Consider the following 14,584-nt stretch of genomic DNA (forward strand, 5'->3'; position numbering starts at 1 on the left):
ACTATGGTTAAATATGAATTTCCAAAAGATTTCTGGTGGGGGTCAGCTGCGAGTGGACCACAATCTGAAGGTCGTGTTTCAGGAGATGGAAAAGCTGATAATATTTGGGATGCTTGGTATCAAGCAAGCCCTGAAAAGTTCTTTAATCAGGTTGGACCCGAAAATACATCAAGGGTTTATCAAAAATACCAAGAAGATATCTCTTTGATGAAACAAACAGGTCATAATTCATATCGGACTTCAATTCAGTGGTCACGTTTGATTCCAAATCCATTCACTGGAGAGGTTAATCCTGAAGCTGTTACCTTTTATAACCATTTAATAGATGATTTAATTGCCGCTGGAATTGAACCTTTTATGAACCTTTACCATTTTGATATGCCAATGGTGTTACAAGAAAATGGTGGTTGGTTAAATCGTGAAGTTGTAGACTTGTATACGGACTATGCAGAAACTTGTTTTAAATTATTTGGCGATCGCGTTAAAAAATGGTTTACTCAAAATGAACCGATTGTTCCAGTTGAGGGTGGGTATTTATATGGATGGCATTTACCTGATGAACGTAATTTAAAGCATGGTGTCCAGGTGGCTTATCATGAAGCATTGGCAAGTGCTAAAGCAGTTGAAAAGTATCATTCACTCAATTTAGGTGGCACAATTGGGATTATTTTAAATTTAATGCCAACGTATCCAAAAGATGAGACAAATCCAGCAGATGTTAAAGCAGCCAAATTTGTTGATGGATTCTTTAATCGTTCATTTTTAGATCCCGCAATTAAAGGCACTTTCCCTCAAGATATTGTTGAGTGGTTGCATGAATATGACTTAATGCCAATCTATCATCAAAGTGATTTAGATGTTATTAAAGAAAATACTATCGATTTATTAGGCGTTAATTATTATCAACCAAGGCGAGCAGCGGCGAAAATAATTAAAGCCGAACCAGAAGGTGAAAATGGCTGGATGCCTGAAGATTTTTATACAGTATACGATATGCCTGGAAAAAAAGTTAATCCTTATCGTGGCTGGGAAATTTATGAAAAAGGAATTTATGATGCACTAATCAATATTAAGGATAATTATGGTAATATTGATTGTTTCATCTCTGAAAATGGGATGGGTGTTGAAGATGAAGCCAGATTTATTAATGCAGATGGGCAAATTAATGATGATTATCGAATTGAATTTGTTCAAGATCATTTGAAATGGGTTCATAAGGCACTTGAAGAAGGTAGTAACGTTCATGGCTACCATATGTGGACATGTATGGATAATTGGTCATGGTTAAATGCTTACAAGAACCGTTACGGATTTATTAGTGTTGATTTAGATAATGAAGCAAAACGCACAATTAAGAAGAGCGGTTACTGGTTTAAAAAAATGACAGAACAAAATGGATTTAATGACTAAAAATGGAGGCGAATGACTGATGGAAATGGAAATGAAATTAAAAATGCCTGCAGATTATCTATTTGATCAAATTATGGAGTCCGTACTATATGATATTAAAGATCAGACAGGTCAGAAATTAACAAAAAATCAATTAGAGGGTTTTGCGTTCACGAAAAAGTTTTCAAAAACACAATCAGCTGCTTTAAAAGTAACAAAAATAGTTGAAAACGAAAGTTATCATTTTCAAACGGATAACAATCGTAATAAATTTGATGTAAGTTACGATATTAAGGTAATTGATGATAAACGTTGTTTGTTAAGTTATAAAGAAGTCATGACTTCTAAAGGCAAGATGCAACAAATGAATGATGCCTTCATGAGTATTCTTATGAGTTTCTTTAAGAAGAGAAATTTCAAAAAAATGCTTAAACAAATTGAAAATAAGTATGCAACTAATTAGACTAAAAATAAAGAAGCAAACCGTATTTATCGGTTTGCTTCTTTATTTTTAGTCTAAAATTTCAACACCAATACCGATAACACCAGGGCCAGCATGAACACCAAGAGCAGGTGATGCATCGCCAAAGTAAAAATGTTCAGCATTTGGATACTTAGTTTTTAAGGTTTCGAAGATACTTGCTGCTAAAGGCTCATTATTACCATATGCAACGGCTATATCGAAATGAAGAGAATCGCCAATCTTATCATCAACGAGTGATAATAATTTTTTTAGTGCAGCTTTTTCGCCTCGAGCTTTTGCAATAGGATAATAAATACCATTTTCATCACATGAAATAATTGGTTTGATGTTTAAGAGATTCCCCATAAGACCAGAGACACGTCCAATACGGCCACCAACTTGAAGATAGTGTAGGGTTGGTAAATAGAAAAAGACACTACTTCTATCAACCGCTAGTTGAACCTTTGTGACAATTTCGTCAAAATAATTGCCTTCTTTAATTAAGTTTGATGCTAAAATACCAGCTAATCCACCACCAATACCAACATTTTTTGTATCGATGACTTCAACAGTTAATGATGATAATTTGGCGAATGTTTTAATTGAATTATAAGTACCAGACAAACCGCTTGAGATCGTTGTTGCAATAACATGTGTATAGCCATCGGCTTTAATTTGGTCAAAAACGTCGTTAATTGAGCCACCTGAAGGCGTTGCGGTTGTTGGAATCTCAGTCTCCATACGTTCATAAACTTCCGCAGGTGAGATAGAGATACGATCTAAGTAAGTTGCATCACTGAATGTAATTAAAATAGGGACCATATAAATATGTTCCTGTTCCATAAATTCTTTAGGAATATCCGAACCTGAATCTACTAATACTGCTATTTTTTCTTTACTCATCATTTAATTGGCCTCCTTCATTAATATAACTAATTTTTCACTGATAATATGATTAATCACGGCACTTGCAGCCGTTCGTTGTTCTAATTCAATGATTGTTGTTTCAGTCGTGACGGGCTTTAAGTTGGTATCAAAGGTTAAAGATTTAAGTTGTTCGTTAAAAATTAAAGCGAAGTTCATGTAAGCATCTTCAGATGAGTTATCGACTAAAATTTGGTCGATACCATTCTTGATAACATCTAACGGAAAAGCAGATTTTAAAACAGTAATAACAATGATTGCTGCTAAATGTTCCTTGCGATATCTTTTTTTGATGGGTTTAAACATAACTTCTTTTTTTACGTAATTATTGACCATTGTAGGTGTTACAGGCATTAAGTGTAATGGCTCTAAGTATTGATTAACAAGTTTCACGGATTGATCCATATAAAGGTCTAATTCCGGGAAATCTTGCCAATCAGGTAATGTAATTTTCTTTAAGCTATCTAGCCAATTTAAAAAAGATGATGGAACTTTTTGGCTCAAATGATAACCCCCCTTAACGTAATATCTTTATATTAGCATTTACATCTAGAGTTGTAAACTAGATTTAACTGTTTCTTAAAGTATATAAAAATAGCATGTTTATATGAAGATAAAAGTTGTACACTATAAGGGTATTTAATAATGAGAAGGAGTGAATTATTTATGATGGAACAAGCATGTACAACAATTTTAGTTGGTAAGAAGGCCACAATTGATGGCTCAACGATGATTGCTAGAAATGATGATACGTTTTTGCCTATTACACCACAACGATTCTTGATGTACCCTGCAGTAACCGGACGTCATGAAACGTTAACTTCGAATAAAAATGGGTTTACTGCACCATTACCAGAAAATGGGTATCGCTGGACAGCAACACCTAATGTTGAGGTATCCAGCAAAGGTGTCTTTGATGAAAGTAGTATTAATGAAAAAAATGTTGCAATGAGCGCAACAGAAAGTGTCTATGCGAATGAACGTGTTTTAGCATACGATCCTTTAATTAAAAATGGTTTAGCAGAAGATTCATTACAAACAATGGTTGCACCTTATATTAAATCAGCAAAACATGGTGTTGAATATTTAGGGGCTTTAATTACAAAATACGGTTCACCTGAAGGAAATGGTGTCTTATTTAGTGATAAAAATGATGTTTGGTACATGGAAATTGTTACCGGACATCACTGGATTGCACAACGTATTCCAGATGATGCTTATGCTGTTGCAGCTAATCAAGTTGCTATTCAAGAAATTGATTTTGATAATACAGATAACTTTATGTGGTCAGACGGTATCCGTGAATATGTAGAAGAGCATCATTTAAACCCTGATAAAACAGGCTGGAACTTCCGTCATATTTTTGGAACAGACACAGAAAAAGATCGTCATTACAACACACCTCGTGTCTGGTATGGTCAACGTTGTTTGAATCCAGAAATTAAGCAAGAACCAACTTCAAGTGAATTACCATTCATTTGTTACGCAAATAAAAAAATCAGTGTTGAAGATGTGACTGCTATTTTAGGTTCACATTACAATGAAACACAATATGATCCATTTGGTCATGGTGCTGATGAAGATCGTTTACGATTCCGTCCTATTTCAATGAATAGAACACAAAATGCACACGTTCTTCAATTGAGAAATAATGTTGATGATGCACATTCTGCATTAATGTGGATCTGTTTAGGTGTTCCAGCATTTGCACCATTTGTGCCATTCTACACGAATGCAACAGACACAGACCCAAGTTACAGCGAAACACCGTTAACACTAGATATGAATAGTGCTTATTGGATGTATCGTACGGTTTCGATGTTAACAGAATCACATTATTCTCATTTTATTCAAGAAAATGTTGATTACTTAAAGGCATGTCGTCAACAGTTGAAGACGATGGTTGCTGATATTGATGCAGCATCTACAGATATGAGTGGGGATGAATTAACAAACTACCTCACACAACAAAATTACGCAATTGTTGCTGATATGCGTGAAAGAACGATGAACATGATTGGTCAATTCATTACTGAAGGATTAACATTATCTAAATTAACATTTAACATGGATGCTAATTTATAAAAATAATATTTAACATGGATGCTAATTTATAAAAATAATATTTAAATACTTTGTACGCAAAAAGGCGTAATTCCAATATAACTTTGGAATTATGCCTTTTTGCGTACCCACATATATTAAGTACAGATAATTATTTTTAATGTAAGTTAGTTCATAAGTGTGCCAGTTTAATTTGATTCAAAAACAAAATAAGAGCGTTTATTAAATTCATTTCTTGATTTTGAGTACTCGATGGCGTGACCATTCACAAGCCAAACAATTTGTTCTACTTCTAATATTGGCGTTTGTTCAACAACGTTTAAATAATTGATATCTAATTCAGTGGCTTGTCTGGCTTGTATTTTTCTAGACATACCTGACATATTTAACCCTAACGTATTTTTAATATAACTATATATGGAAGTTTCCAGTACGGATTTTGATAAACCTGGAACTAATTTAACAGGCATGTACGTATCTTCCAAGATGAAAGGATTTCCATCTAAAAGTCGGAGTCTAATAATATGGTATGTTGGCTCTTCTGCACTAATATTTAAATGAGTTTGAACCTCTTTTTGAGGGAATACAACTTCAAACTTAATGACGTGACTTGTTATTCTGTCCCGTCCTTCTTGTTTACTTAATCCATCAAAATTATCTGCCGGTGCATCAACGCTATTGATAAGAGTCGAGGGACCTATAACAACTGTTCCAAAACCAGATTTTTTTAATATAAATCCTTCTCGTGCTAAGTCATCTAACGCCTTCTTTAAGGTTATTGAACTGACATCGAAGCTAGCAGATAATACTTTTTGATCAGGTAAAATGCTACCTTTTGGATATATATTAGAAAGTATTCGTTCCCGAATTATATTTTTAACTAACTCATATTTTTTCATAAATCCCTGTTCCCCCATAGATTTTAATGTCAAATTTAGTATTATTTAAACTTTAGGTGCGATTTTAAAAAGTATATTACTCTGCTTATTAAAAATTAGATCTCAAAAAAAATAGGTATGATGTAACTATTTTAGAATTAGAGAATATTGTACCGATATTTAGTATGACTAATTAATCGGTTAATACCGAATTATAACACTCAACTACCCTCTTTTCTATATAAGTGATAGCCAGAGTTTAATAAAACATATATCTTTTGTATAACAAAAGTATTGTTTTATTATACAAAAGATATATAATAGTAAATGAAAGCGATTTCTTAGTTAAAAAATAATTTATTAGAAGAAGGGTTGATTGATATATGATAAATGAAAATAAGATGCCTAAAGGTTTTTATTGGGGTAATTCTGTATCAAGTATGCAGACAGAAGGAGCATGGCAGGCAGATGGTAAAGGGCTATCAGTTTATGATATCCGTGACTCAGATAAAGGTGTATCCGATTGGCACGATGCGATTGATGAGTTTAACAGATATGAAGAAGATTTGGATTTAATTGCAGATATGAATATGAATATGTATCGCATTCAGATATCGTGGACTCGAATAGTACCTGATGGTGATGGAACTATCAACGAGAAAGGTTTTGAGTATTATGACCGATTAATTGATGGGATGATTAAGCGTGGTATTGAGCCAATGGTTTGTCTCTATCACTTTGACATGCCGTTAGCGTTGGCCCAAAAGCAAAGTGGATTTCTATCTCGTAAAACTGTTGATGCTTTTGTTAGGTTTGGGAAAGTCGTTATTGATCATTTTTCAGACAGAGTTAAATATTGGATTACATTTAATGAACATAATCTATACTTCACTGATGAAACATTTCATATTTCTGGATATACCAAGACGGAAAAAACAATTGACGATATGTATACCATATTCCATCATACGATGATAGCTCACGCACAAATTGCACAATATATTCATGAACAATATAAAGAACTTAAGATTGGAGGTATGTTGGCATATACACCAGTTTATCCAGCAACGACTAATCCAAAAGATTCTTTTGCAGTAAGAAAACAAAATGAATTTATTTATGAAAATCTAAATTCGTTATTTGTCGGACAATCATATTCTCCTGAAGTACTTAAATATATAGAAGTGAATAATATTCAAATGGATTTTAAAGATAGAGATAAGCAATATTTAAATAAAATTAAATCTGATTTCATTTCCTTTAGTTACTATCGCACAATGGTCATGGATGCTGATAAAATTCCAAGTGACGAGGCACCAAATAGATATATGAATTATAGTGTAGAAGAAAATACTTATTTATCTAGTAGTGAGTGGTCATGGAATATTGATCCCTTAGGATTCCGAAATGTAATTACAGATTTGCATAATCGTTATAGATTACCTGTATTTCCAATTGAAAATGGAATTGGCATCAAGGAGCACAGGGACAGCACAAATATAATCCAAGATGATGCTCGAATTGAATATCATAAAAGTCATATTAAGGCTATGAAGGATGCAATGTTTATTGATGGTGCTCAAGTTGTGGGCTATCTGGGTTGGGGATTAATTGATATTCCTAGTTCACATGGTGACATGGAGAAAAGATATGGTGCAGTTTTTGTTGATAGAACAAATCATGATTTGAAAGATATGAAGAGAGTTCCAAAAAAATCATATTATTGGTTTAAGGATATCTTAGAAGAGAATGGAGAAAAAATATAATGGAAAATAAAACTGAAAATAAAGCAAACACGTTCATTACGAATAAGTTATTACCTATAATTATGAAATTTGTGAATACAAAACCTATAAGGGCTCTGCAAGATGGAATGGTATACGCATTACCTTTTATTATTATAGGATCCATATTTTTAATTTTGTCCAATTTCCCGGTGCCAAGTGTTGCAGATGCGCTTAAAGATTCAGGTTGGTCAGCATTTTTCACACAAGCATATACAACAACATTTGGTATTTTATCTATCTGGGCGGTAGTTGGTATCGCGTACGTATATGTTCGTAATGAGGGATATGAGGCATTACCCGCTGCATTGACAGCATTATCATCTTTCTTGATGTTACAGATGCTCCAAGTGGCCGCACCTTTAGCCGGAGTAATGGGTAAAAATGGAGCAGGTATTGTTAACAGTGCTGGTAAAGAGGTCCTAAGTGGTTCTGCAATAACAGAAAATATAGACAAATTACCTCATTCGCTTCAATCATTCATGCAGTCGCCAGTTAATGGTGTAATTAACATTAGTTGGTTGAGCGGTCAAGGAATGGTGGCTGCAATTATTGTAGGTATTTTGGTAGGTTGGGCATATACAAAAATGATTAAAGCTGGTTGGAAAATAACACTCCCAGAACAAGTGCCAACTAGTGTTGCTAATCAATTTACTGCCATGATTCCATCTGGTGTTATATTAACTGTTACTATGTTAATCTTTGCTTTAATTAAGACAGTGTTAAATACAGATATGTTAAATCTCATTTATAAGATGTTAGCAGCACCTATGCAAGGACTATCAGATTCATTAATTGGGGCTATATTGATTGCCTTCTTAGTATCATTCTTTTGGTTCTTTGGTGTTCACGGAGGACTGATTGTCGGTGGAATTGCAGGAGCCTTCTTAATTCCTAATACTTCTGGAAACGCTGCTTTATATCAAGCTGGTAAATTATCGTTAGGTAACGGGGCACATATTGTTACTAATGAATTTTATAATAATTTTATTAACTTGACGGGATCTGGAATAACCATCGGACTAGTTATTTTCACACTAGTTGCAGCTAAATCTGTTCAGCTTAAAACAATCGGTAAAATTGAGCTTATTCCAGCTATTTTTAATATTAATGAGCCTTTTCTTTTCGGATTACCTTTAGTTATGAATCCATTTTTAGCTATACCATTTTTCATGGTACCAGTTATTGTAGCAATCTCTACTTATGGGGTAATTTATTTCGGAATTGTACCACCTTTAAATGGTGTTGCGGCACCTTGGACAACGCCAGCAGTTATTTCAGGATTTTTAATTGGAGGTTGGAAGATGGCCTTATGGCAAGCGGTAACGTTAGTAATATCAGCTGTCGGATACTATCCATTCGCTAAAAAATATGATCAATATTTATGTAATCAAGAACAAGAGCAAGAATTAAATAATAAAGCAGAGTGAAAGGAATAAAAAATCATGGAGAAAAAAATTATTATGTTAGCTTGTTCAGCTGGTATGTCTACATCTCTACTAGTATCAAAAATGCAGGCGGCAGCTTCTAAGCAGAAAAAAGATTATGAAATATTTGCAACATCAACATCAGATGTAGACCATCAAATTGAAAGTGTTCATCCGGATGTATTGTTATTAGGGCCACAGGTCAGTTATATGAAGGAAGAAATTAAAAGTAAAACTGATGCTGCTGGAATTCCTATGGACGTCATTGATATGCTAGATTATGGGATGATGAACGGTGAAAAAGTATTACAAACAGCAGTAAATTTAATTGCGGAATAAAATAAATTTAGTGAAATGGGGATGAAAAATATGAATGATAAAGATATGACTGTAATAATGGGAATTATTATGGAATCGGGGAATGCGAAGGGATTTGCCGCTCAAGCAATCCGCATGGCTGAGCAGTCTGATTTTTCTAAATCTGATGATTTTATGAACCAAGCACAAGAGGCGTTAACTAAGGTGCACAATATCCAAACTACTTTGTTAACAAAAGAGGCCAATGGTGAAAAAACGAAACTTAATTTGTATTTGATACATTCGCAAGATTGGCTAATGACGAGTATCTGTTATATTGATTTAGCTAAAGAAATTATAACTATGTATAAATCAATTAAAAAAAACGCCGTATAAAATGACGCATTATAGACGTGCTATGAGAACTTCTTTAATTTAATACGTTTATTAAAAATTATAATTATCAGATACTAAAAATATTAGTCGAATGACTGAAAAGGAGAACAATGGGAACTATATTAGCAATTGATATTGGTGGGACAACCGTAAAGTATGGAGAATGGAAAGAAAATCAGTTCATTTCACGTGGTAAGAGGGAGACCCCTGAGACGTGGAAAGATATGAAAACTTTAATTAAAAATTTATATAATAGTTGTCAGAACGCTGAAGGTATAGCCATTAGTTCTCCAGGATCAGTTGATACGGTAAATGGAATTATTCATGGGATTAGCGCCATCCCTTATATACACAATTTTCCGATTAGGGATGAGTTGGAACAATATTTAGGCGTACCAGTTTCTATACAAAACGATGCTAATTGTGCAGCATTAGCTGAGAATTGGATTGGAAACGCTAAAGATGTAGATGATTTTGTTTCTATTATCATTGGATCTGGAGTTGGTGGTTCTGTAATAATGAATAAAAAATTAAAGGCCGGAAGTAATCTATTTGGTGGCGAATTTGGGTACATGATTTTAGATGTAAATGATGATCGTACTTTCAGTGAGTTGGTTAGTCCAGTAAATCTTGCCAAACAGTATTCTTCAGAAAATAATCGTGAAATTAACGGAAAACAATTATTTGATTTATCTGACTCTGGTGATGATAAGGCATGCCAAATTGTAGATGATTTTTATAAACATTTAGCCGTAGGAGTGTTTAATCTACTTGTATCGTATGATCCTGACCTTGTTTTAATTGGAGGCGCTATATCTGAAAGACCTGGTTTGATTAAAACACTAAATAAATATATTAATCAATTAATCATTGCCAAACGTGCGGATGGCCTTAAGTATAATTTAAAAACATGTTATTTTTATGGAGATGCTAATATGATTGGCGCAATATACCAATATAAAACAAATTTCATAACCTTTAACACTATTTAAATATAAAAAAGCTCATAATTATTAGATTTAGATCTAATAATTATGAGCTTTTTGTATTGAATGTTCTATTTTTTACAGCTATTTATTAATTTCTTCAATAGTACCCTTAGCGTCTTTTTCAACTTTCATATCTGAAATTGAGATATAACCTAATTTCTTGATTAAGCCGTTTTGAATTTTGTCTGATTGAATATAACCAATAAATTTAGCTGTTGCGTAGTTAGGAGAACCTTTAGTATACATATGTTCGTATGACCAAATTTTCCAATTGTTTGTTTCAACATTTTTTGATGTTGGTTTAACGTTATCAATAGATAATGCTTGGATGTTATCTTTTAAGTACGAGAATGCTAAGTAGCTGATGGCACCTGGTGTTGAAGATACCATTTTTTGAACTGTACCGTTTGAATCTTGTTCTTGTGTTTGTTTAGCTGTTTTATTTGGAAGGATACTACTATCAAATACGGTACGTGTACCCGAACCAGAAGCACGATTAATGACAACAATCGCTTGGTCTGCTCCGCCAAGTTCTTTCCAGTTTGTTGTCTTACCTAAGAAAATGTTAGCAAGTTGTGCTTTTGAGAGGTTAGTTACTTTTGTATCTTTGTTGACAACAGGTGCAATACCAACAACGGCAACTTTGTGATCAACAATCTTTTTAGCATCTACGCCGTCTTTTTGTTCTGCAAAAATGTCAGAATTACCAACGGTAACAGCACCTGTAGAAACTTGGCTTAAACCAGTACCTGAGCCACCACCTTGCACGCCAATTGTTAAACCTGAATTATCTGCTTGATAGGTTTCAGCTGCTTGTTCAACTAAAGGTTGTAAAGCAGTTGATCCAACAATAGTAATTTTACCTGTAATTTTTGATGAATCATCTGAAGAAGATGATGATTTACCACATCCTGCCAACAATAAAAGACCCATTGCTGCTATCGAAATAATTGCTGTTTTCTTTCTCATAATTAACTTCCCCTTTTATTTTGTATTCGTATTTAAGAACAACTTCATAATATCAGTTAAATGTTATGGTTCTGTATGAATCGTGTAATGATTTACACCTGAAATTGTAAAGAATGGGTAAAGGTGGAGCGAAATACTTTGCTTTTGTGAGTGTGATTATCTATAATAAAAACCAGCTCATTATGACAGTCTGTCATAAAAACGGAAATAGGGGGAGACAAATTGATTCTAGAAATAAAAAACGTTTCAAAAACGTATAATATGGCTGGTGGTACGACATTCAAGGCTTTAAAAGACATTAATGCTTCTTTTGACAAAGGAGAATTAGTTTCAATAGTTGGTGAATCCGGAAGTGGTAAATCAACATTAATGAACTTAATAGGTGGATTGGATTCAAATTTTGATGGCGAAATTACGTATAATGGTGAAAATATTGGTGATTTTTCTGAAAAAGAACTTGTTAACTTTCATAAGAAGAGTATTGGATTCATTTTTCAAAATTTTAATTTAATTCCTCATTTAAGTTTGATTGATAACGTTGCTATGGCAATGACGCTTTCAAATGTTGATAAATCAGTACGTGTCAAACGTGCTAAAAAATTATTAACAGACGTTGGGTTACAAGATCATATGACAAAGAAGCCAGATCAAATATCTGGTGGGCAAAAACAACGTGTTGCTATTGCACGTGCCTTAATGAATGATCCTGATGTCATTATTGCTGATGAACCAACAGGTGCTTTGGATTCAGAGACAACTGATGCTGTCTTAGAAATTATCAAAGATATCGCAAAGCGTGGTAAATTAGTTTTAATGGTTACTCATTCAGATCGCGTTGCGGCATATTCAAGTCGTGTTGTACGAATTGATAATGGTGCAATTATTTCTGATTCCGAACAAGAACAATTAGAGTTGCATACTAATGAAGATGAATTTAAAGGCGAAACGCCTAAGAATTTAAGTCTATGGTCTGCAATTCGATTAGCTGCACTTAATATGAAAGCTAAATTTTCTCGTAATTTACTTGTTGCTATTGGCTCAAGTATTGGGATTATGTCTGTTGTTTTAATGTTATCGCTTGGAAAAGGGGTAACAAGTTATATAAAGGATACGATGACTAGCTACGTGAATCCCAATGTGACTGAAGTTCATATGAAGGCAAAAACAAGTTCTTCAAGTAGTAGTTCTAAAACAGCAACACCAGCTGCTGGTTCTCAAGCCCAAGCAGCGCAAGCTAAAGAACAACAAAGTCAAATGGCTGCAATTACTGGTCAGACAGGATCATTTTCTAAAAAAGATATTAATAAGTTAACAAATATTAAACATGTGAATGAGCTACAAAAGGGTTATACAGCAATTTCACTAGGTACAAATACAGTTTCATATAAGGATAAAAAAGCTAGTTTGATGCAGTTGGGTACAATGAACTCAGGTATTACAAAATCAAACATTACCAAGGGTACTAAACCAGGTAAGGATGGCATTTTATTAGATAAAACAACTGCAGATTCATTAGGCAAGAACATTGTTGGTAAACAAGTTAAAATTGCGATTGTTTATAACGAAAAAACGATTAAGAAAACGTTCAAAGTTGCCGGAATTTATGAAGCATCTGGAAGTAGCAGTTCAAGCAGTTTAGTTTACTTGAATTACGCTGACTTACAACAATTAGTTGAAGATAATAATGAAACAATTAAACCAAATGTTGTTTATCTTCATACAAACGATAAGGCTAATACGGCAGGTATAAAAGCTAAAGTTAAATCATTGGGTTACACAGGTTCAATTCAAGAAAAAATGTCAGAAATGTTTACTCAAATGTTAGATATTTTGACAGACGTTTTAACGGCCGTAGCTGCGATATCATTGCTCGTTTCTGCAATTATGATATTAGTGGTTCTAAATATATCTGTTGTTGAAAGAACAAAAGAAATCGGTGTTATGAAAGCTTTAGGAGCACGTCGTAAGGATATTCGCCGTATATTTGTTTCCGAAGCGTTCCTAATTGGATTAGCATCTGGCTTAATTGGTGTTGGCGTAACGTATATTTTAGCCTTTGGGTTAAATGCATTCTCAGTTGCAACATTCGATGTTACGATTGTTAAAGTTACAGCTAGTTATGTATTCTCTGGTATTTTAATCAGTGTCTTGATTAGTATGGTTGCTAGTTTCTTACCAGCAAACAGAGCATCAAAACTTGATCCAGTTGAATCTTTAAGAAAAGAATAAGTAAATAAAGTTGCATTTTTAAATAAAGACTAGTAACATGACAAGTTGTCACATGACAGCTTGTCATTTTTTGTATAAAGGAGAAAATATGCCTAAAAAAACGTATTTTAATTTAGATGAAGATAAGCAACAACGGATATTGGATGCTGCTAAAGAAGAGTTCTCAAGAGTACCCCTGTTTGAAGCATCAATTAGTAATATCATAAAAATTGCAGATATTCCGCGAGGGAGTTTTTACCAATATTTCGAAAATAAAGAAGATTTATACTTTTATTATTTTGATACTATTCGACAGAATCAAACTAAAAGATTTGGTGAATTATTAAAACGAAATCAAGGTGATGTCGTGACGACTATGAAGACCTTTTTTTCAGAAACGATTGCGAATACAGTGTCCGGAGAAGATGCTGCATTTTTTAAAAACGCCTTTGTCCGAATGGACTTTAAAATGAGTAGTCGGATGCAGCCACATCATCCTCACCACCCGCATCATAGTGGGAAACAGCCACATTTTGGTGGACCATTTCATCAAAATTTAAAAGCAGATTTTGATATTATGAGTGAAATTGATCGGTCTTTACTAACCATTTCCTCAGATGAAGAAATTAGTTTACTTATGTTTTCTTTAATGAGTCCATTTATGAAAACTATTAATGATTATTTTTCAAAACAAAGAGAAGGTATTGAAATACCTGTTGAAGAGTTACAAAAAGAATATGAAACAATGGCTAACTGGGTAGCTATTGGTGTTTCAAAAAGGAAGGAATAAAAATAA

Annotated in this window: 14 protein-coding genes; 10 read left to right on the plus strand and 4 right to left on the minus strand. The window is 33.5% G+C overall.

The annotated features are described in order from the left end of the window. The first annotated feature begins 3 nt into the window (after window positions 1-3). Together AC1RPT_RS00985 and AC1RPT_RS00990 are read left to right on the plus strand one after the other, a co-directional pair. A complete protein-coding gene (locus tag AC1RPT_RS00985; protein WP_481760985.1) occupies window positions 4-1,410 on the plus strand; it encodes a glycoside hydrolase family 1 protein in 1,407 nt (468 codons plus the stop codon). A gap of 19 nt (window positions 1,411-1,429) precedes the next feature. Then, complete coding sequence (locus AC1RPT_RS00990) at window positions 1,430-1,852, plus strand: DUF3284 domain-containing protein (protein ID WP_481760984.1); 423 nt, start codon at window positions 1,430-1,432, stop codon at window positions 1,850-1,852. 48 nt (window positions 1,853-1,900) lie between these two features. On the opposite strand, the gene AC1RPT_RS00995 is transcribed toward AC1RPT_RS00990, so the two are convergent. After that, a complete protein-coding gene (locus AC1RPT_RS00995) occupies window positions 1,901-2,758 on the minus strand; it encodes a DegV family protein (RefSeq protein WP_481760983.1) in 858 nt (285 codons plus the stop codon). Then, window positions 2,759-3,280, minus strand: coding sequence for a DUF1836 domain-containing protein (locus tag AC1RPT_RS01000; protein WP_481760982.1), 522 nt, complete (start codon window positions 3,278-3,280; stop codon window positions 2,759-2,761). A gap of 162 nt (window positions 3,281-3,442) precedes the next feature. Here AC1RPT_RS01000 and AC1RPT_RS01005 point away from each other — a divergent pair, with 162 nt between their 5' ends. Then, window positions 3,443-4,861: a C69 family dipeptidase gene (locus AC1RPT_RS01005; protein WP_481760981.1), complete on the plus strand. Its 1,419-nt coding sequence runs from the start codon at window positions 3,443-3,445 to the stop codon at window positions 4,859-4,861. Between the two features lie 167 nt (window positions 4,862-5,028). On the opposite strand, the gene AC1RPT_RS01010 is transcribed toward AC1RPT_RS01005, so the two are convergent. Further along, the gene (locus AC1RPT_RS01010; RefSeq protein ID WP_481760980.1) at window positions 5,029-5,739 is read right to left on the minus strand and encodes a GntR family transcriptional regulator; all 711 of its coding nucleotides are present in this window, start codon (window positions 5,737-5,739) and stop codon (window positions 5,029-5,031) included. Window positions 5,740-6,101: 362 nt separating this feature from the next. Between AC1RPT_RS01010 and AC1RPT_RS01015 the strand changes: the two genes are divergently transcribed. The 5 genes from AC1RPT_RS01015 to AC1RPT_RS01035 all read left to right on the plus strand — a co-directional run bounded on the left by AC1RPT_RS01015 (window position 6,102) and on the right by AC1RPT_RS01035 (window position 10,614). Further along, window positions 6,102-7,484, plus strand: a complete 1,383-nt coding sequence (locus tag AC1RPT_RS01015) for a glycoside hydrolase family 1 protein (protein ID WP_481760979.1) — start codon at window positions 6,102-6,104, stop codon at window positions 7,482-7,484. After that, window positions 7,484-8,932, plus strand: a complete 1,449-nt coding sequence (locus AC1RPT_RS01020) for a PTS sugar transporter subunit IIC (protein WP_481760978.1) — start codon at window positions 7,484-7,486, stop codon at window positions 8,930-8,932. Before AC1RPT_RS01015 ends, AC1RPT_RS01020 begins: the two co-directional genes overlap by 1 nt. Before the next feature lie 15 nt (window positions 8,933-8,947). Then, window positions 8,948-9,268: a PTS sugar transporter subunit IIB gene (locus AC1RPT_RS01025; protein ID WP_481760977.1), complete on the plus strand. Its 321-nt coding sequence runs from the start codon at window positions 8,948-8,950 to the stop codon at window positions 9,266-9,268. A 21-nt stretch (window positions 9,269-9,289) separates the two neighbouring features. Continuing rightward, window positions 9,290-9,622 (plus strand): PTS lactose/cellobiose transporter subunit IIA, encoded by a 333-nt coding sequence (locus AC1RPT_RS01030; protein ID WP_481762169.1) that lies wholly within the window; start codon window positions 9,290-9,292, stop codon window positions 9,620-9,622. Between the two features lie 110 nt (window positions 9,623-9,732). Further along, the gene (locus AC1RPT_RS01035) at window positions 9,733-10,614 is read left to right on the plus strand and encodes an ROK family protein (RefSeq protein ID WP_481760975.1); all 882 of its coding nucleotides are present in this window, start codon (window positions 9,733-9,735) and stop codon (window positions 10,612-10,614) included. Between the two features lie 78 nt (window positions 10,615-10,692). Here the strand turns inward: AC1RPT_RS01035 and AC1RPT_RS01040 are convergent, their stop codons facing one another. Next, the gene (locus AC1RPT_RS01040) at window positions 10,693-11,580 is read right to left on the minus strand and encodes a phosphate ABC transporter substrate-binding protein PstS family protein (protein ID WP_481760974.1); all 888 of its coding nucleotides are present in this window, start codon (window positions 11,578-11,580) and stop codon (window positions 10,693-10,695) included. Between the two features lie 261 nt (window positions 11,581-11,841). Between AC1RPT_RS01040 and AC1RPT_RS01045 the strand changes: the two genes are divergently transcribed. Together AC1RPT_RS01045 and AC1RPT_RS01050 are read left to right on the plus strand one after the other, a co-directional pair. Then, window positions 11,842-13,809, plus strand: coding sequence for an ABC transporter ATP-binding protein/permease (locus tag AC1RPT_RS01045; RefSeq protein ID WP_481761143.1), 1,968 nt, complete (start codon window positions 11,842-11,844; stop codon window positions 13,807-13,809). A gap of 88 nt (window positions 13,810-13,897) precedes the next feature. Beyond that, window positions 13,898-14,578 carry a TetR/AcrR family transcriptional regulator gene (locus AC1RPT_RS01050; RefSeq protein ID WP_481760973.1) on the plus strand — a complete coding sequence of 227 codons (681 nt, stop codon included), beginning with the start codon at window positions 13,898-13,900 and terminating at the stop codon, window positions 14,576-14,578. The last annotated feature ends 6 nt before the right edge of the window (window positions 14,579-14,584 follow it).

The sequence above is a fragment of the Dellaglioa sp. CoH-56-MRSF-11 genome, from assembly GCF_056782135.1.